The organism is Demequina subtropica (assembly GCF_000971235.1).
Lineage (GTDB): Bacteria > Actinomycetota > Actinomycetes > Actinomycetales > Demequinaceae > Demequina > Demequina subtropica.
In genome coordinates this window covers 210,805-226,736 of the sequence record NZ_BBMB01000006.1, presented here as the reverse complement: position 1 = coordinate 226,736, position 15,932 = coordinate 210,805, and the positions used below count along the sequence as shown (strand labels likewise).

Below are 15,932 nucleotides of genomic sequence, written 5' to 3'. Positions count from 1 at the left end.
CCATTCACGAAAGCCCCCCAGCAATGCTGGGGGGCTTTCGTCGTCCTGGGGGCCGTGGCGGCGTCGAAGAGGTGGTGCCAGCCGCTTCCCGAGTGGCCTTCCGACCCCGACAAATCGGACGTAGCCTGGTACGCGTGTCTGAACGCGGTGGGCGATGCTCGCGATCCGCCTGATCGGTCAGCCCCGGCTCCTGCGGGATGGGTTGACCCTCCCAGGCCCTCGCGGCGCGAAGTGCTGGGCCCTGCTCGCACGGATCGTGCGGTCGCAGGATCCGTTGTCGCGCCAGCAGCTGGTGTCCGAGCTCTTCGCGGAGGCGGACGACCCCATGGGCGCCTTGCGCTGGTCGCTCGCGGAGCTGCGCCGCCGCCTGGGCATGCCCGAGGCGCTCCTGGGCAACCCCGTGGTCGCGGGGCTCGACCCCGGCACGCAGATCGACACCGAGGTCGTGGCCGCGGGCAGGCTCACCGACCCGGCGCCACGCGGGCTCTTCCTTGAGGGGATCGATGTGCAGGCCTCGCCGGCCTTCGACACGTGGCTGCTCGTGGAGCGGCAACGGGTGGGTGGCGACGTCATCGGCGCGCTGCGCAAGGAGGTGCTGCGCGCCATGTCGACGCACGACCACGCGCGTGCCTTGACCCTCGCGTCTGCGATGGTCGACACCTTGCCCCTCGAGGAGGGACCTCATGTCCTCCTCGTGAAGGCGTTCATCGCCGCAGGCGATCGGATCTCGGCGCATCGCCATGTCGCGTCGACCGAGGCCGCGTTCCTCCGCGAGCTCGGCGTGCCGCCCAGCCCCGCGCTCAGCGCTGCCGCGCGCCCGCCGGTGACGCCCAACACCGCCGGGGTGTCGTCCGTCGCGACGGCCGAGTCCTTGCTCACGGCGGGCTGCGCCGCGGTAGGCGCCGGCGCCGCCGGCAGCGGGATCGCGACGCTTCGCGGTGCCGTGGCGGCGGCCGAGGGCGCCGGTGACGGCAGGCTCACGGCTACCTGCCTCTTCGAGCTCGGGAGCGCGCTGGTCCATGCGGCGCGCGGGTACGACGACGAGGGCGCGATCGTGCTCGACGCGTCGCGCGAGGCAGCCACGGCCGCAGGGGAGCAGGAGATCGCGGCGAAGGCGCTCGCCGAGCTCGCCTACGTGGACGTGCTCGCCGCCCGTCGCGAGTGCGCGGTGGAGGGCCTCGCGCTGGCCTGGGAGACCGCCGCGCCCTATCCGCGGGTCCGCGCCGCGGTGGCCGCGTACGACGCCGTGCACCTGTCCGACTGGGGCCGGCTCGACGCCTCGCTCGAACGCTTCGACGAGGCCATCGACCTGTGCCGGGAGACCGGCAGCGTGAAGCGCGGCATCTGGGCGATGGCGCACGCCGCGCGCGCGGCCTATCTCTCAGGCTGGCTCGCCGCCGCCGAGCGATGGGCGAAGGAGGCGCAACGGCAGGCGCAGAGCGAGCGGTGGACGGCGATCCGGCCATGGCCCGAGGCATGGCATGCGCACGTGCGGCTCGCGAAGGGCGAGGCTCCGGCCGCCGTGCGCGTGGACATCGAGTCGTCCTACGCGCTCGCGCGTCAGCTCGAGGACCCCTGCTGGGAAGGCGTCACCGCGAAGGTGATGGGCCTCACCTATGTGGCGGAGGGGGACACCGAGGCCGCCATGCCCTGGCTCGACCACGCCGGCACCGCCTGCAAGCGCATCAACGACTCGTACAAGTGGCTCGAGGCGGAGGTCCAGGTGACCGATGCCGAGGTCGCTCTCGCGCACGGCGATGCCGAACGTGCTCTCGCGCACGCGGAGGTGGCCCTGCAGGTCGCCGCCCGGGGCGATATGCCGCTGCTCCTTCGCCGCGCCGAGGTCGTCCTCGAGCAGCTGCGCGGTGGCGTCCGCGTGCCCGCCTGACGCGAGCGGCATCGTCGGTGACTGCCGGGCGACCATGGGGTCGCGCGCGCCCGACGCGCCTGCTCCTGCCCCCATTTCTGGTGTATTTCCGGTATGTGACGTGCGTCACACGACCCATCACACGGGCCGCGCGCATCCTGACATCGACACCGCACGAACCAGCGAAAGGAGGGTGTCATGTCCATTCCGATCACCGCAGACCTCGGCCCCAGGCTCGCCGAGGAGGGAACGTCCGCGCACAAGGTCGAGCTCGAGCGGCTCGCCGAGGCGGTCAAGGGCTTCGCGCCCGGAGCCGCCGCTGCGCTCGTCGACTGGAGCGGAACCGAGATCGCGCGCCTGCGCGCGTGGTCGGTCGCCCGCTCCGCGCTCATGGAGCGGATCGCCGACCGTCACGCCCGGCTCGAGGCCGAGTCCACGGGTCGCGGCGCCTTCCGCCTCATCGCCTGAGACCTCATCGTCCACCGGATCACACCCAGGGAGAACCATCATGTCCGTTGCACCCGCTGCACACGGCACCGCCCATGTCACCGATCTTCACCACAGCGTGCGCGACTCGCTTCGCGAGGTCGCGGACCGCTTCGCCGCCGCTCGGCGCCGTCGCGCGCTGCGCCGTCACCGCGCGTCCGCGCTGCCCGCGGCCGAGCGGGTCCAGCAGGTGATCGGCGACTCGTTCGCGCTGCCGACCTTCGCGCGCCTCCTGTAGGCGTGCCTCCATCATCCGATTCGAGAGTCCGAGGAGGGACTTGAGATGACCGCCGCCACCATCCGCGGCTACGAGCTGGGCATCGGGGACGAAGCCCCTCGCCGTAGCCTCGCCGACCGCCTCCTTCGCCGCCGCGACGCGGCGACCGAGGCCCGACACCGTTCGCGCGTCGAGCGCCGCCGCCAGATCCGCGGCCTGCACGAGCGGGAACGGCTGCACGACCCGAGGGACTGGCGTGCGCGCCACACCCTCGACTCGGGAGGCATCAGGCCCTTCATCATCGCCTGAGCCGCATGGAGGAGGGGACGGATCTCGCCGAGAAGCGACATCCTGTCCGCCCGCCGCCACCGCACCGCCGCAGGGACGATGCGACGCCGCCGCGCCGCATCGTCCCTGTGTGCGTCCTACGACGGTGGTGCGGCGGGCCGATCACCGCCGTCGCCCCCGGGTCCGCCGCCCGGACCACCCTGCGGCGTGTCGCCGCCGCCGGCCATGGTGCCGCCCGTGGGCTGCGTGGACGTGTCGATCGGGACGGTGAGGGCCGCCGTGTAGCCGGCGTCGGGATCGCCCTTGAGCGTCCCCATCTGGTGGACGCCGCCGTCGTCGCCGAACACGTTGTCGGTCGCGAGCGAGAGCTGTGCCAGGTTGGCCGCGGAGCCGTCGTAGGTGTCGAGCGCGTAGACCGCGTCGAGCACGTTCTGGGGGAAGGCCATCTGCGAGGTGGCGATCGCCTTCGACGAGTCCTCGATGTCGTCGACGCTCGCGTAGACCTCGAAGTGGATGTGGGTCCAGCGGCCCGTGTAGCAGCCGGGCATCACCGAGGTGAACGTGACGTCGCCGTTGTCGTCGGTCACCTGGACGCCGCGCAGCCACGTCTCGTCGGTGACGCCGTCCGAGTACATGGAGTACAGGCCCGCAGCGCTGCAGTGCCACGCGTAGACGGCGGCGCCGACCATCGGCGCGCCCCCGTTGGCCATGTCGAGCACCGTGAAGGTGAAGTCGAGCGGCACGCCGGGAACGGGGTCGCTGCCGCCGATCGAGCTGCGGATGTCGCGTCGGACGATGCCGGAGTCCTCGAGCACGTCCGGGCCGTTCGAGCCGTCCCCGGGGTACGGTCCCGCGGTCTCGTCGGGGATCTCCGTGAGCGACGAGCCGGACGAGGAGGACGCGCCGCCGGCGGAAGGCGAGCAGGCGGCGAGCACCGCCGCGCCCGCGCCGAGCCCGAACAGGCCCACGATGCCGCGGCGGCTCACCAGCGTGCCGAGGTCGAAGGAGATGCCCTGGTCGACCACCTCCTCGTCGGGGCGTGCGAGCGGCCGGCCTTCGTAGGTCGGTCCCGCGGGGGTGTCGACGGGTTCGGGGATGCGCGTCATGGGACTGGGCCTCTCTCGCGTGGCGGGGACGGTCGGCGGTGCCGATCCGTGGCCAGTCTGGCGCGCGTGCCTCCAGGTTTGCTGGGAGGTCCCGGCGACCTGCCGGCCGCATCGTCCTCGTTGTGTGCCACAATGGCGTGCGATGCGTACCGCGATCATCATTCTGTAGCGCGTCGGGTCGAACCCCGACGCGCAGCCTCCCGCACCCCTGGGAGGCTTTTTTGTTGGGAGACGGGCCACGCCGGACTTGAGGAGCTGACGACGATGACGGATCTCACGGTCGAGATCTACGACACGACGCTGCGCGACGGCGCGCAGCAGGAGGGCATGAACCTGTCCGTCGCGGACAAGATGGCGATCGCCCCGCTGCTCGACGAGATGGGCGTCGGCGTGATCGAGGGCGGGTGGCCGGGAGCGGTGCCCAAGGACACCGAGTTCTTCGGGCTGGTCGCCAAGGAGCTGTCGTTCAAGAACGCGCAGTTCGCCGCCTTCGGCATGACGCGCCGGGCGGGGACCTCGGCGGCCTCCGACCCGCAGGTGCGGGCGCTGCTCGACTCCGAGGCGCCGATCATCACGCTCGTCGCGAAGTCCGACATCCGTCACGCGGAGCGGGCGCTGCGCGTCTCGGGCGACGAGAACCTCGCGATGATCGAGGAGACCGTCGCGTTCCTGGTGGGCGAGGGCCGACGGGTGGTGCTCGATGCCGAGCACTTCTTCGACGGCTACCGGTTCGACCCCGAGTACTCGCTCAAGGCGCTGCTCGCCGGCGAGGCCGGCGGCGCATCGTCCCTGGTCCTGTGCGACACGAACGGCGGCATGCTGCCCGATGACGTGACGCGCATCGTCACCGAGGTGCGTGCGCGCACGGCGGCTCAGCTGGGCATGCACGCGCACAACGACTCGGGCTGCGCCGTCGCGAACTCGATGGCGGCGGTGGCGGCAGGCGTCAGCCACGTGCAGGGATGCGTCAACGGCTACGGCGAGCGGACCGGCAACGCCGACCTGGTCGCGGTGGCCGCCAACCTCGAGATCAAGCGCGGCATGATCGCCCTCAAGGGTGACGGCCTGCGCGAGTCCACGCGGATCGCGCACGCGATCTCGGAGATCACCAACATCGCGCCGTTCGCGCGCCAGCCGTATGTGGGTGCCTCGGCCTTCGCCCACAAAGCGGGGCTGCACGCCTCCGCGATCAAGGTCGACCCGGACCTCTACCAGCACACTCAGCCCGAGTACGTGGGCAACGACATGCGCATGCTGGTGTCCGAGATGGCGGGGCGCGCCTCGATCGAGCTCAAGGGCAAGGAGCTGGGCTTCGACCTCGCGGGCCGGCCCGACGTGCTGGGCCGTGTGACGGATCGCGTGAAGCACGCCGAGGCGCAGGGGTACACGTTCGACGCCGCCGATGCCTCGTTCGAGCTGCTGCTGCGGTGGGAGCTCGGCGACGCGCCCAAGTACTGGGAGACCGAGACGTGGCGCGTGCGGGTCTCGTCCGCGCCGGGCAACCCGCGCGACGCGGACGCCGAGGCGGTCATCAAGCTGCGTGCCGGCGGCGGTCAGCGCTTCGTCACGGTCGGCGAGGGCAACGGCCCCGTCAACGCGCTGGACCATGCGCTGCGGACCGCGCTCGCGGGCGCCTACCCCGAGATCCAGCGCTTCGACCTCACGGACTTCAAGGTGCGCATCATGGACGCGGCGCACGGCACCGACGCGGTGACCCGCGTGCTCATCACCACCGTCGACACCGAGACGGGGGTGCAGTGGCGCACCGTGGGCGTGGGGCCGAACATGGTCGAGGCGTCATGGGAGGCGCTCACCGACTCGCTGTTCTACGGGCTGCTCAAGGCGGGCGTCTCGCCGAACCCGTAGGCCGCATCGTCCCCCTCTCCGGCCGGGACGCTCAGCACTCCTCAATCCGCTCGGGCGCCCGCTCGCGGGACGCTGAGCTCCGCCGCGCGGAGGTGAGTGTCCCGCGAGGCCGGCATCGCCGGGTGTGCGGAGTGCTGAGCGTCCCGAGCCCGGCCGGGGGCGGGGGAGAATGGTCCGCATGCATGGTGAGTACAAGGTTCCTGGCGGCAAGCTCGTGGTCGCGGACGTCGAGATCGAGAACGACACGATCACGAGCGTGGTGATCTCCGGGGACTTCTTCCTCGAGCCCGCCGAGGCGATCCTCGACATCACGCGCGCGCTGCACGGGATCGCCGCCACCGCGACCGTCGCGCAGCTCGCAGCCGCGGTGCAGCGGGCCGCCGGCGACGCGACCTTCATCGGGTTCACGCCCGAGGCCGTGGGCATCGCGGTGCGGCGCGCGCTCGGGCATGCGACCAGCTGGCACGACCACACGTTCGACGTCATCCACGACGTCCCGCGCGACCCGTACATGCAGATGTCGCTCGACGAGGTCCTCTCGGAGGAGGTGGCCGCCGGCCGCCGCGGACCCACGCTGCGCGTGTGGGAGTGGGGTGCGAACGCCGTGATCATCGGCTCGTTCCAGTCGTGGCGCAACGAGATCGACGACGATGGCGCGGCCAAGCACGGCATGACGGTGGTCCGGCGCGTCTCGGGCGGCGGCGCGATGTTCGTCCAGCCGGGCAACACCATCACGTACTCGCTGCACGTGCCCACCTCGTTGGTCGAGGGCCTGAGCTTCGAGCAGTCGTACGCATTCCTCGACGACTGGGTCCTGGGCGCGCTGCGCGAGCTCGGCATCGAGGCGACCTACGTGCCGATCAACGACATCGCCTCGCCCGCCGGCAAGATCGCGGGAGCCGCGCAGAAGCGCTACGCCGCCGGCGCGGTCCTCCATCACGTCACCATGGCGTACGACATCGACGCGGACGCGATGCTCGAGGTGCTGCGGATCGGTCGCGAGAAGCTCTCCGACAAGGGCACCAAGAGCGCCAACAAGCGCGTCGACCCGCTGCGCAGCCAGACGGGCATGGAGCGTGGGGCCGTCATCGACTCGTTCCTCGACCACTTCCGCGGACGCTATGCGACGCAGCCGGGCGAGGTGACCGAGGCGGAGATCGCGCTCGCTCAGGAGCGCGTCGAGTCGAAGTTCGCGACCGAGGAGTGGCTCAAGCTCGTGCCGTAGACGCGAGGGGGCGTCCACCGGCATCGGCGGACGCCGAGCGCGCCGCGCAGGGTCCTACAGGTGCACGCCCGCGAAGGTGCCGATGCCGTAGGTGATCGCCATCGCGAGCGAGCCGCCGACCACGTTGCGGACGATCGCGCGGAGACGCGGCGCGTGACCGAGACGCGCGGACACCGTCCCGGAGACGGCCAGCGCGATGATCACGACGAGGAACGTGAGCGGCACCTTGAGCGCGTCCGGCGCGAGCACCGCGGTGAGGAGCGGGAAGATGCCGCCGAGCGTGAAGGCGAACAGCGATGCGAACGCGGCATGCCACGGGTTGACGAGCTCCTCGGGATCGATGCCGAGGTGGGCGCGCGCGTGAGCCGCGAGGGGGTCGAACGCGGTCTGCTCGATGGCGGCCGCGCGTGCGGTCGCCTCGGACATCCCGGTCTCCATGTGGAGGCGCGTGAGCTGGTCGAGCTCCCATTCGGGGCGGTGGTCGTGCCATGCCTTCTCGCGCTCGAGCTGGGCCCGCTCCGCGTCGCGTTGGCTGGAGACGGAGACGTACTCGCCCACGCCCATCGAGAGGGCGCCCGCGGCGATGCCGGCGAGGGCGGTCGTGAGGATGACGGTCGCGTCGTTCGTCGCGGCCACCACGCCGACCAGCAGCGCCGCGATCGAGACGATGCCGTCGTTGGCGCCGAGCACGCCCGCGCGCAGCGCGTTGAGCCGCCCGGAGACGGCGTCCTCGTCGGGGAACGATGCGGTGTGGTGGGGGGTCTCGGTCACCCGTCAAGGGTAGGAACCTCCTGGCATCGTCGCCAGGGAGTGAAACCTTGCCTAACTTTTCGCGCGCGCCCCGCGGGCCGGGGTCAGAGGCGGACCTCGCGCACCTCGACTGGCAGACGGAGCACGCGGCTGAAGCGCTCCGCCCATACGATCGCGTCGCCCATGTTGGGCGCCTCGATGAGCCAGAAGCCGCCGGACTGCACCGGACCCGGAAGGTAGGTGCCCTCCGAGGTCTCGCCGCCATCCGGGCCGGAGACCACCACGCGTGCCTCGAGGGAGGGAGCGAAGCCGGCGGACGTCACCAGGATGCCGCGTTCGCGGAGCTCCTCCTCGAACCGCTCCATCTCGGCGATGATCTGCTGAAGGTCGTCGGGGAACTCACCGGACTCCTGCTCGTAGTACATCGCCAGGTGGTAGCGGGGCATGGGGGCTCCTCTCTGCGCCATCCCCCTCGTCGGCACGGTGCCTGATGCTCCCGCCAGTCTCACATCGCTCGGGCCTCGGCGCGAGCCGGGGCGGCTCAGTTCGCGGCGCGCGGACCCATCACGGCCGTGCCGACGCGCACCATGGTGGCGCCCTCGGCGATCGCCCACTCGAGGTCCTGGGACATGCCCATCGACAGCTCCCAGGCCGCGCCGAGCCCCATGCTGCCGCGCTCGGAGCGGATGAGCGCCTGGTCGCGGATCTCGCGCAGGCGCGCGTAGCCCTCGCGCACCGCGGCCTCGTCGGGCGAGTTCAACCCGATGGTCATGAAGCCCGTCACCGTGAGCGCCGGAAGGGCCTGCACCGCGGATGCGATCGCGAGGGCCTCGTCGGGATGGACGCCCGCCTTCGACTCCTCGCCCGAGACGTTGACCTGGATCATCACCTCGAGCTCCCGCTCTGCCTCGACGCACAGGCGCGAGAGGCGCTCGGCGAGCCGCGCGTGGTCGACGGTCTGGACGCAGTCCGCGTACCGGACCGCGACCGCGGCCTTGTTCCGCTGCAGCTGGCCGATGACGTGCACGCGCGCGCCTGAGGCGCGGAGCGCGTCGCCCTTGGCCTCGAGCTCCTGCATCCGCGACTCTCCCACCAGGATGCCGCCCGCGCGGACCACGGCGGTCGCCGCATCGGCGTCCCAGGTCTTGGTGGCGACCAGCACCCGGACCCCGGAGCCCGCCCGGCCCCACGTGGCCTCGGCGATGTGGACGCGCGCCTTGACCTCCTCGAGGGCGGCGGCGTGGTCCCAGCCGGCGGGGGCGGGAGAGAGGTCCATCAGGAGTCCTTCGCGATCGGGGCCGCGACGGCGCGCGTCACGGCGATGAGGTCGGCGGGGGCGAGCGCGATGTCGAGCCCGCGCCGACCGCCGGAGACGTACACGGTGTCCCACAGCTCGACGGTCTCGTCGACCGCGGTGGGAAGCGCCTTGCGCTGGCCGATGGGCGAGATCCCGCCCACGACGTAGCCGGTGGCGCGCTCGGCCTCCGCGGGCGGCGCCATCTCCGCCTTCTTGCCGCCGAACGCATGCGCGAGCGCCTTGAGGTCGAGCATCCCGCTCACCGGGACCAGCCCCAAGCACAGCCGGCCGTCGACGTAGGCGCACAGCGTCTTGAAGACCTGGTCCGCGTCCACCCCGAGCGCCGCAGCGGCCTCCAGGCCGTAGCTGAGGTCGGTCGCGGGATCGTGCTCGTACGGGTGGAGGGTGTGCTCGACGCCGGCCTCGAGCAGCGCATGGACGGCAGGCGTCGAGCCTCCGGCGGCGTGCTTGCGGGACATGGGTCCATTGTGGACGATGCGGTGGCTGGCGTCCGCGAGGCCGCCGCCCGGGTACCGTGTCCGGGTGACCGAGACCCTGACCGAAGTGCACATGTGGACCGACGGCGCCTGCAAGGGCAATCCCGGCCTCGGCGGTTGGGGCGTGTGGATGAGGGCCGGCGGGCACGAGCGCGAGCTCTTCGGCGGCGAGAAGGTCACCACGAACAACCGCATGGAGCTCACCGCGGTCATCGAGGGCCTCAAGGCGCTCAACCGGTCCTGCAAGGTGACGCTCCACGTCGACTCGCAGTACGTGAAGAACGGCGCCCAGACCTGGATGAAGGGCTGGAAGCGCAACGGCTGGAAGACCTCGGACAAGAAGCCCGTGAAGAACGTGGAGCTGTGGCAGGCGCTCGACGAGCAGCTGGGCCGGCACGACATCACGTGGGTGTGGGTCAAGGGCCACGCCGGCGATCCCGGCAACGAGAAGGCCGACGAGCTCGCCAACAAGGGAGCGGCCGCGGCGCGCTGACCTCCGCGCGCGGGATGGACCGCGCGCATGACCCGTGCCTACGATGGTCGGGCGATCATCCCTGATCAGGCGATACGGGGAGGAGGCCGTGCAGGGGGCAGCTCGAGCGACGCAACGCCGACGCGCAGTCTTGGTGGCGCTGGTGGTGGCCCTGCTCGGCCTCTTGGCGCCAGCGGCCGCACCGCTTTACGCGGCCGTTTACCCACCGGGCGACGGTGGCAAGCCGGGTGACGGGCGTCCACCTGGCGAGGGGGGCGGCCCCACCGACGAGCTGTTGAGCCCGGACTCCCTCACGGCCGCGAAGTACGCCGTGACCTTCGATCGCGACGAGCTGGCACAGTTCGAGGAGGCGGAGCTACGGTTCACCGCCGTGGTGGGCGAGGCCATCGAGCGGGGCGATGCCACGGTGCTCGTGTCCTGGACCAACGAGGCAGAGCTTGAGACGGCGCCGGGTGCGTTCGAGGTCCGCCGCACCTCGTCGTCGCGGCAGTCGATCGACGCGAGCACCGCGCGGGGCGATGGAACATACGAGCTCGTCTGGTCGTGGGCGGTCACTCCGCTCATGGCCGGCGAGCAGAGTCTCACCGTGACGATCGTGCCGACCGTGAGGGACGGCGAGGGCCGCGAGGTCGATATGAGGACGGCCAACGAACCCGTCGTGGTCGACGTCGAGGTCCATCCAGTCCAGCGTGCGGTCGACGAGGTCGCGGCTGAGGCCGCGCACGTCGCGGCCGTGGTTCCGGAGCACATGCAGGTCGATCGTGACTACGAGGTCAGCGTGGAGGTGCCGCTCCACGGGCACGGCGACGACATCGCCGTCGAGCTCGACCTCGTGGCCGCACCCGGGTCGGCGGCCGTCACGATCCGCCGTCAGAACGCGGCGTCGGCCGCGCAGGCTGGGGGCGGGGGCCCGGTCGCGTTCGCGATGGGTGGTGCGCGGACGATGACGGTGGCGGACGCCATGAGCGACGTCGCGCGGGCCCGCTGGACGGTCACCCCGGAGGAGGCCGGCCCGGTGCTGCTCGCGTTCACCGCGACCGTGCGCGGCGAGGCGGGCACGTACTCCGTCGAGACCGGGGTCGAGACACAGGCCTCCGCGCGGGCTTCGGGTGCACCCGCATCGTTCTGGGACAGGCTCAAGGAGCCGGTCGACTACCTCGGCGTGTTCGTCGGTTTCGCGGTCGCGGTGCTGGGGCTGTGGGGCGCGGTGGCCAAGATCCGCTCGAACCGTCGCAAGGGTGGCGGGGACGGCGAGGCCGCGGCGTGAGCGCGCTGCTGCTCCTGGCCGCGTTCGCGTGGGCGGTCGCCACGAGCGGCGGCACCAGCGCACGGGACATGGCTGTCACGGTGGTGCTGCTCGGCCTCGGTATGGCGACCGTGGGCCGCCGAGCGCCGCATCCCGCGCTGCTCGGCGGGGCGACCGCGGTGCTGGTGGCTTGGCTGCTCGTCGACGGTCCGATGCGTCTCGGGTGGACGCTGGAATCCGTGCGCGTCCCGGTGCTCGCGGTCGTGGTGGTGCTGGCGACGCTGGTCGCGGCGTCGCTCTCGCGCGACGAACGCGAGGGATGGATCGTCGGGCTCGTCGTCGTCGCGTGCCTCGCGGCGGCGGTGGCGATCGGCCAGGCCGTCGTGCACCTGGCGGTCGGGGCCGATGCCGCGCCGCGTGCGGGAGGGCTGCTCGGATCCCCGAACGCGCTCGGACTCCTGCTGGTCGCCGCCGCGGTGCTCGTGGTGCGCGCCTGGATGGACGAGGGGCGCGCCGGATGGGCGGCCGCGCTCGGGCTCCTGTGCGTCGGGGTGATCGCGACCGGGAGCCGCACGGCGCTTGTGGTCGGGGCCACCGTGGCGGTCGTGTGGGCGCTGTCGAGCCGCGGTGCGCATCGTGCCGTGATCGCCGCCGTCGCGGTCGTCGGCGCCGGCGGCGTCATCGCCTGGCGTACGGCGGCCGAGGGGGTGGGCGACCGGCCGCTGATCTGGGCCGAGGCGTGGGAGCGCTTCGCGGCGAGCCCCATCGTCGGCGAGGGCGCGCCGACGGCGGCCTACCTCGCGCAGGGCCCCGGGCGGCCGACCGCCCACGCGCACCTCGAGCCGCTCCAGTGGGGCGTCGAGTACGGCCTCGTGGGCCTCCTGCTGCTGACCGCGGTCATCAGCGCTGGGATGATCCTGGTGCGCACGGCGGACCGTGTGGATCCCGGCTATGCGCTCGCGTCGCTCGTGCTGGTCGCGGGCGGGATGCTCGACTTCTCGTTGCGGATCACGGCGATCGCCGTGGTTGCCGCCGTGCTGGGCGCATTCGCGCTGACCGAGCCGGGCCGCGGTCCCGACACCGCTCAGTCGTCGGTGCGGAGCCGCACCTCGTGGAGGGTCGCGACCTTCGGATAGGCGGCGGCGTCGCGTCGCCCGTGCGGGAACTCCCAGAGGTCGAGCATGAGCTGAAGCGGGTAGCCGAGCACCTGATCCGTGCCGTACACGGCCGTGCCGTCGAGGGTGATCTCCGTGCCCTCGGAGTCCCACGTCGCGCCGTAGACGTGAGGCGTGGCGGCATCGAACGCCGCCGCCACATCGCGCAGATCCGTGACCAGGCGGTCATCGTGATGCGCCTTGATCCCGACGCGCACGGTGGACGATGCGGGGGAGACCCGGTCGCCGAAGACCTCCGCGATGCAGATCTCGCCCGAGTCCCGCGGACCGGTGGACTCGTGGCCCACGAGCCAGATCCCGAGCATGCATGTCGGGTCGGCGCTCGCGGACGCGACCACCTCGACCGCGCCGGCGCGCGGCGGGGTCCAGAGCCGCCGCATCGTCCTCTCCGTCACCACGCGAAGGTCGTGCCCGACGCGATGCTGGCCGACGTCGCTCCCGAGCGGGCCCGCGAACTCGCCGGTCTGCAGGTGCGAGACGCGGAAGTCCCCATCCTCGGGCCGCCAGGCATGCTGATCGTGCTCGATGAGGAGCGCGAGGCCCGCATCGGTGAAGCGGTAGCGCGCGCCCGAGCGTTCCGGCGTGGTCCAGTGCGGCAGGTAGTCGGGGACCCACAGCGACGTGTCGAGGGGATCTCCGGCGAACCTCTCGATCCTGTCCCATCGGGTCTCCATGCGGCCTCCCGTCCCTGTCGAGACTACGTGCGCGGGCCGCGCGGTGCTTACGTTGGCCATACGTGCGGGGTGGCACCGTATGGCAGTCGACATCGATCGACGCCGGCCAGCGCGAAGGCCGCGAGTGGGCGATGAGCCCCGCGGTCGTTGAGGGCGCGCGGCGCGGCAGGTCCCGGTCCGGCTGCACCCCCCGCGGCCGGATCGGGGCCGACCGCGGGCACGGCAGGCGTCAGGCGGCCGCCGCGTCCCGCAGCCGCGTGATGGCGTCGACGATGCGCCCGCGCAGGACCGCGCCGCGCGATGCGAAGTCGCGCTGGCGCTCGACGTACTCGCGCTTGCCTTCGGGCGTCTCGATCGCGATGGCGGGCAGCCCGTACGACGACACGTCGTATGGCGACGCCTGCATGTCGACCCTGCGGACCTCGAGCGCGAGGACGAAGGCCTCGAGCTGGAGGCTCGACGGGATGGCCGGGGCCAGCTTGGCGGCCCACTTGTAGAGGTCCATCGTCGCGTGGAGGCAGCCGGGCTGCTCGAGCTGGGCCTGCGTCTCCCGCGTGGGCTGGAGGCGGTTCAGCGGCACGGCCTCGGGGGTGAAGAACCGGAACGCGTCGAAGTGGCTGCACGCGATGGGGTGGGACTCGACCACGGCATCGGTGCCGTCCTGGCCCAGCCGCAGGGGGAGCGGGTGCCGGATCCCCTCGCCGACCCGGTACGCCATGGCCCATTCGTGGAGCCCGAAGCAGCCGAGCCTCGCAGGCCTGTCCGCCGTCGCCCGCAGCAGACGCTCGATGAGGTCCACCGCGGTGCCGCGTGCCTCCATGAACGCATCGACATCGAGCTGGGTTCGCCCGCGCTCCGTCCGGTAGAAACGCCAGGACGCGTGGTCCTCGGCGTCCTCGAGCACCACGCCTGGACCCGGATGCCACCGGCGCAGATGCGACGGGCGCGTCGCGTAGTACTCGAACAGGAAGTCCTCGATCGCGTGGCTCTCGCCGCGGCCCTTGCGCTCGCGGTGGCCGGCGGTGAGGGCGTCCGCGGCCTCGGCATGCGCCGCCGCCAGCGGCGCCCACTCGGCGCGCGCAAGGGTGGGGGAGTCGAGGACCGTCATGGCTCCTATTGTCGCGCGACACGCGTGCCGACCGATGCGGCGCTCACCCGGGCGTCGCGCCACGGCCGCCATGATGGTCGCATGGCTATCCCGACCCTGCAGACGACCGACCACCGAGGCATCCCGGTGCTGTGGTCCGACATCAGGTCCACGTTCACCGGAACCCTCGCGTTCGCGGTCGGACGTCGCGACGAGCTCGCTCGGACCGCCGGCGTCACGCACCTGGTCGAGCACCTCGTGATGAGCAGGGTCGGACGGGTGAGCGTGACGCACAACGCGTCGACCGAGGAGGACCGCGTCACGTTCTACGCCGAGGGTGCCGAGGCCGCCGTGGCGGACTTCCTCGGACGTGTCGCCGCGGCCATCAGGGACCTGGACGCGATCGACGACGCGGTGGTCGCGGAGCAGCGCCGCATCATCGCCGCGGAGCTGGGCGAGGGCGACGAGACGACAGGCGCGGGCCCGCTCCTGGACCGCTTCGGCGCCTCGACCCTGGGTCTGCTCGACCTGGGGATGCCTGCGCACCGGTCGCTGAGCCGTGAGCAGGCGCTCGAGTGGGCCGCGACCTGGCTGCACGCCGGCAACGCCGTGCTGACCTTCACCGGGCCAGTCCCGGACGGCCTCGGCGTCGACCTGCCGGCGGCACGTCCCCTGCCCGAGCGTGCGGCGATCGCGCCGCTCGGGCATCGGCGCCACGGATGGCTCGGGGGAGGCGCCGCGCCGCTCGCGCTCTCGTTCGCCCTCGACGCGTCCGAGCGCGGCGCGGTGTACGTCGCGGGCGCCGCGATCCAGCGCACGCTGCTCGACCAGCTGCGCACCGAGCGGCACCTGGTGTACAGCGTCGACGCGTTCGTGGCGCGGACCGATGCGACCACGCGCTGGGCGGTGGTCGCGCTCGACCCGCGCCGCGAGGACATCCTCGCGACCGCCGTCGCGGCCGTGGAGATCCTCCGCACGCTCGCGGCGGAGGGTCCCTCGGACGAGCTCATGGCGGCGATCCTCGAGGAGGACGAGAACATCACCGCGCACAGCGGGGCGCAGATCGCCCACCTCGACGACGCGGCCATGAACCTCCTGCGTCACGGGGTCGAGCCGGCCGCGATCGACGCGGTCGACATGGCCGCGGTCCCGCTCGACCGGGTGCGTGAGGCGATCGCCGGCGCGGTCGAGACCCTGCTGGTGTCGCTCGGCGAGATCGACGACGAGATCACGCCCGAGCAGCTCTCGGAGCGGCTCGGCCTCCCGTGGGCCCGCGAGCCCGAGGGCCACTACGAGTCGATGAGCACCGCGGCGCGCGTCAAGGCCTTCATGCCGGACAGCGTCGAGATGCTCTCGCCTCGCTGGTTCTCTGGCATGCGCGGCGCGCAGCTGATCTTCGATCCCGAGCGCATCCTGATGCTCGCGCCGGAGCTCGGGATCGTCGAGCTGCGCTGGGACGCGATCGCGCTCGCCGGGGTGTGCGTCGACTGCGGGCACTGGGACCTCACCGGGGAGAACGGCGCCGGCTTCGTCATCGAGCCGGGCCGGTGGCGCGGCGGCGCCAAGGCCGTCGACGCCCTCAGGGAGCGCGTGCCCGCGGGAGCGGTCTACGAGGTCAGGGACCTCCAGCCCGGCGGCGCGCCGGCCTCCTGACGCGC

The 15,932-nt window shown here is 72.3% G+C and carries 17 protein-coding genes; 10 read left to right on the top strand and 7 right to left on the bottom strand.

Going from position 1 to position 15,932, the window contains the following annotated elements:
- Positions 1 to 154 precede the first annotated feature (154 nt).
- From AOM06_RS07050 to AOM06_RS07035, 4 genes are all read left to right on the top strand, one after another.
- Complete coding sequence (locus AOM06_RS07050) at positions 155 to 1,888, top strand: AfsR/SARP family transcriptional regulator (RefSeq protein ID WP_156163611.1); 1,734 nt, start codon at positions 155 to 157, stop codon at positions 1,886 to 1,888.
- Between the two features lie 177 nt (positions 1,889 to 2,065).
- On the top strand, positions 2,066 to 2,335 hold the full coding sequence (locus AOM06_RS07045) for a hypothetical protein (RefSeq protein ID WP_062304033.1): 270 nt from the start codon (positions 2,066 to 2,068) through the stop codon (positions 2,333 to 2,335).
- 40 nt (positions 2,336 to 2,375) lie between these two features.
- Entirely contained in the window at positions 2,376 to 2,591 is a 216-nt protein-coding gene (locus AOM06_RS07040) for a hypothetical protein (protein ID WP_062304032.1), read from the top strand.
- A 45-nt stretch (positions 2,592 to 2,636) separates the two neighbouring features.
- Positions 2,637 to 2,879 carry a hypothetical protein gene (locus AOM06_RS07035; protein ID WP_062304031.1) on the top strand — a complete coding sequence of 81 codons (243 nt, stop codon included), beginning with the start codon at positions 2,637 to 2,639 and terminating at the stop codon, positions 2,877 to 2,879.
- A gap of 116 nt (positions 2,880 to 2,995) precedes the next feature.
- On the opposite strand, the gene AOM06_RS07030 is transcribed toward AOM06_RS07035, so the two are convergent.
- The gene (locus AOM06_RS07030; RefSeq protein ID WP_062304030.1) at positions 2,996 to 3,964 is read right to left on the bottom strand and encodes a dioxygenase family protein; all 969 of its coding nucleotides are present in this window, start codon (positions 3,962 to 3,964) and stop codon (positions 2,996 to 2,998) included.
- Positions 3,965 to 4,228: 264 nt separating this feature from the next.
- Between AOM06_RS07030 and cimA the strand changes: the two genes are divergently transcribed.
- Positions 4,229 to 5,830 (top strand): citramalate synthase, encoded by a 1,602-nt coding sequence (gene cimA / locus AOM06_RS07025; RefSeq protein ID WP_062304029.1) that lies wholly within the window; start codon positions 4,229 to 4,231, stop codon positions 5,828 to 5,830.
- A gap of 178 nt (positions 5,831 to 6,008) precedes the next feature.
- Positions 6,009 to 7,055 carry a lipoate-protein ligase LplAB gene (gene lplAB, locus AOM06_RS07020; protein WP_062304050.1) on the top strand — a complete coding sequence of 349 codons (1,047 nt, stop codon included), beginning with the start codon at positions 6,009 to 6,011 and terminating at the stop codon, positions 7,053 to 7,055.
- Positions 7,056 to 7,109: 54 nt separating this feature from the next.
- Here the strand turns inward: lplAB and AOM06_RS07015 are convergent, their stop codons facing one another.
- The 4 genes from AOM06_RS07015 to ybaK form a co-directional block, all read right to left on the bottom strand.
- A complete protein-coding gene (locus AOM06_RS07015) occupies positions 7,110 to 7,826 on the bottom strand; it encodes a VIT1/CCC1 transporter family protein (RefSeq protein WP_062304028.1) in 717 nt (238 codons plus the stop codon).
- Positions 7,827 to 7,909: 83 nt separating this feature from the next.
- Positions 7,910 to 8,251, bottom strand: coding sequence for a YciI family protein (locus AOM06_RS07010; protein ID WP_062304027.1), 342 nt, complete (start codon positions 8,249 to 8,251; stop codon positions 7,910 to 7,912).
- Between the two features lie 95 nt (positions 8,252 to 8,346).
- The gene (locus AOM06_RS07005; protein WP_062304026.1) at positions 8,347 to 9,081 is read right to left on the bottom strand and encodes a YggS family pyridoxal phosphate-dependent enzyme; all 735 of its coding nucleotides are present in this window, start codon (positions 9,079 to 9,081) and stop codon (positions 8,347 to 8,349) included.
- Positions 9,081 to 9,581, bottom strand: a complete 501-nt coding sequence (gene ybaK / locus AOM06_RS07000; protein WP_062304025.1) for a Cys-tRNA(Pro) deacylase — start codon at positions 9,579 to 9,581, stop codon at positions 9,081 to 9,083. The genes AOM06_RS07005 and ybaK overlap by 1 nt, the downstream gene beginning before the upstream one ends.
- A 64-nt stretch (positions 9,582 to 9,645) precedes the next feature.
- Here ybaK and rnhA point away from each other — a divergent pair, with 64 nt between their 5' ends.
- From rnhA to AOM06_RS06985, 3 genes are all read left to right on the top strand, one after another.
- A complete protein-coding gene (gene rnhA, locus AOM06_RS06995; protein WP_439644727.1) occupies positions 9,646 to 10,092 on the top strand; it encodes a ribonuclease HI in 447 nt (148 codons plus the stop codon).
- Between the two features lie 274 nt (positions 10,093 to 10,366).
- Positions 10,367 to 11,359, top strand: coding sequence for a hypothetical protein (locus AOM06_RS06990; protein ID WP_062304024.1), 993 nt, complete (start codon positions 10,367 to 10,369; stop codon positions 11,357 to 11,359).
- Positions 11,356 to 12,474 (top strand): O-antigen ligase family protein, encoded by a 1,119-nt coding sequence (locus tag AOM06_RS06985; RefSeq protein ID WP_062304023.1) that lies wholly within the window; start codon positions 11,356 to 11,358, stop codon positions 12,472 to 12,474. The genes AOM06_RS06990 and AOM06_RS06985 overlap by 4 nt, the downstream gene beginning before the upstream one ends.
- Here AOM06_RS06985 and AOM06_RS06980 read toward each other — a convergent pair.
- Positions 12,423 to 13,187: a LamG domain-containing protein gene (locus AOM06_RS06980; RefSeq protein WP_062304022.1), complete on the bottom strand. Its 765-nt coding sequence runs from the start codon at positions 13,185 to 13,187 to the stop codon at positions 12,423 to 12,425. The genes AOM06_RS06985 and AOM06_RS06980 overlap by 52 nt on opposite strands.
- A 229-nt stretch (positions 13,188 to 13,416) precedes the next feature.
- Positions 13,417 to 14,295, bottom strand: coding sequence for a hypothetical protein (locus AOM06_RS06975; protein ID WP_062304021.1), 879 nt, complete (start codon positions 14,293 to 14,295; stop codon positions 13,417 to 13,419).
- Positions 14,296 to 14,376: 81 nt separating this feature from the next.
- Here AOM06_RS06975 and AOM06_RS06970 point away from each other — a divergent pair, with 81 nt between their 5' ends.
- The gene (locus AOM06_RS06970; RefSeq protein ID WP_062304020.1) at positions 14,377 to 15,927 is read left to right on the top strand and encodes an insulinase family protein; all 1,551 of its coding nucleotides are present in this window, start codon (positions 14,377 to 14,379) and stop codon (positions 15,925 to 15,927) included.
- Positions 15,928 to 15,932: the final 5 nt, after the last annotated feature.

Coding starts and splice junctions, on each gene's coding strand:
- AOM06_RS06975 (WP_062304021.1), bottom strand. CDS start 14,295: ATGACGGTCCTCGACTCCCCCACCCTTGCGCGCGCCGAGTGGGCGCCG.
- AOM06_RS07045 (WP_062304033.1), top strand. CDS start 2,066: ATGTCCATTCCGATCACCGCAGACCTCGGCCCCAGGCTCGCCGAGGAG.
- lplAB (WP_062304050.1), top strand. CDS start 6,009: ATGCATGGTGAGTACAAGGTTCCTGGCGGCAAGCTCGTGGTCGCGGAC.
- AOM06_RS07030 (WP_062304030.1), bottom strand. CDS start 3,964: ATGACGCGCATCCCCGAACCCGTCGACACCCCCGCGGGACCGACCTAC.
- AOM06_RS07010 (WP_062304027.1), bottom strand. CDS start 8,251: ATGCCCCGCTACCACCTGGCGATGTACTACGAGCAGGAGTCCGGTGAG.
- AOM06_RS06970 (WP_062304020.1), top strand. CDS start 14,377: ATGGCTATCCCGACCCTGCAGACGACCGACCACCGAGGCATCCCGGTG.
- AOM06_RS07005 (WP_062304026.1), bottom strand. CDS start 9,081: ATGGACCTCTCTCCCGCCCCCGCCGGCTGGGACCACGCCGCCGCCCTC.
- cimA (WP_062304029.1), top strand. CDS start 4,229: ATGACGGATCTCACGGTCGAGATCTACGACACGACGCTGCGCGACGGC.
- ybaK (WP_062304025.1), bottom strand. CDS start 9,581: ATGTCCCGCAAGCACGCCGCCGGAGGCTCGACGCCTGCCGTCCATGCG.
- AOM06_RS07040 (WP_062304032.1), top strand. CDS start 2,376: ATGTCCGTTGCACCCGCTGCACACGGCACCGCCCATGTCACCGATCTT.
- AOM06_RS07035 (WP_062304031.1), top strand. CDS start 2,637: ATGACCGCCGCCACCATCCGCGGCTACGAGCTGGGCATCGGGGACGAA.
- AOM06_RS06980 (WP_062304022.1), bottom strand. CDS start 13,187: ATGGAGACCCGATGGGACAGGATCGAGAGGTTCGCCGGAGATCCCCTC.
- AOM06_RS07050 (WP_156163611.1), top strand. CDS start 155: ATGCTCGCGATCCGCCTGATCGGTCAGCCCCGGCTCCTGCGGGATGGG.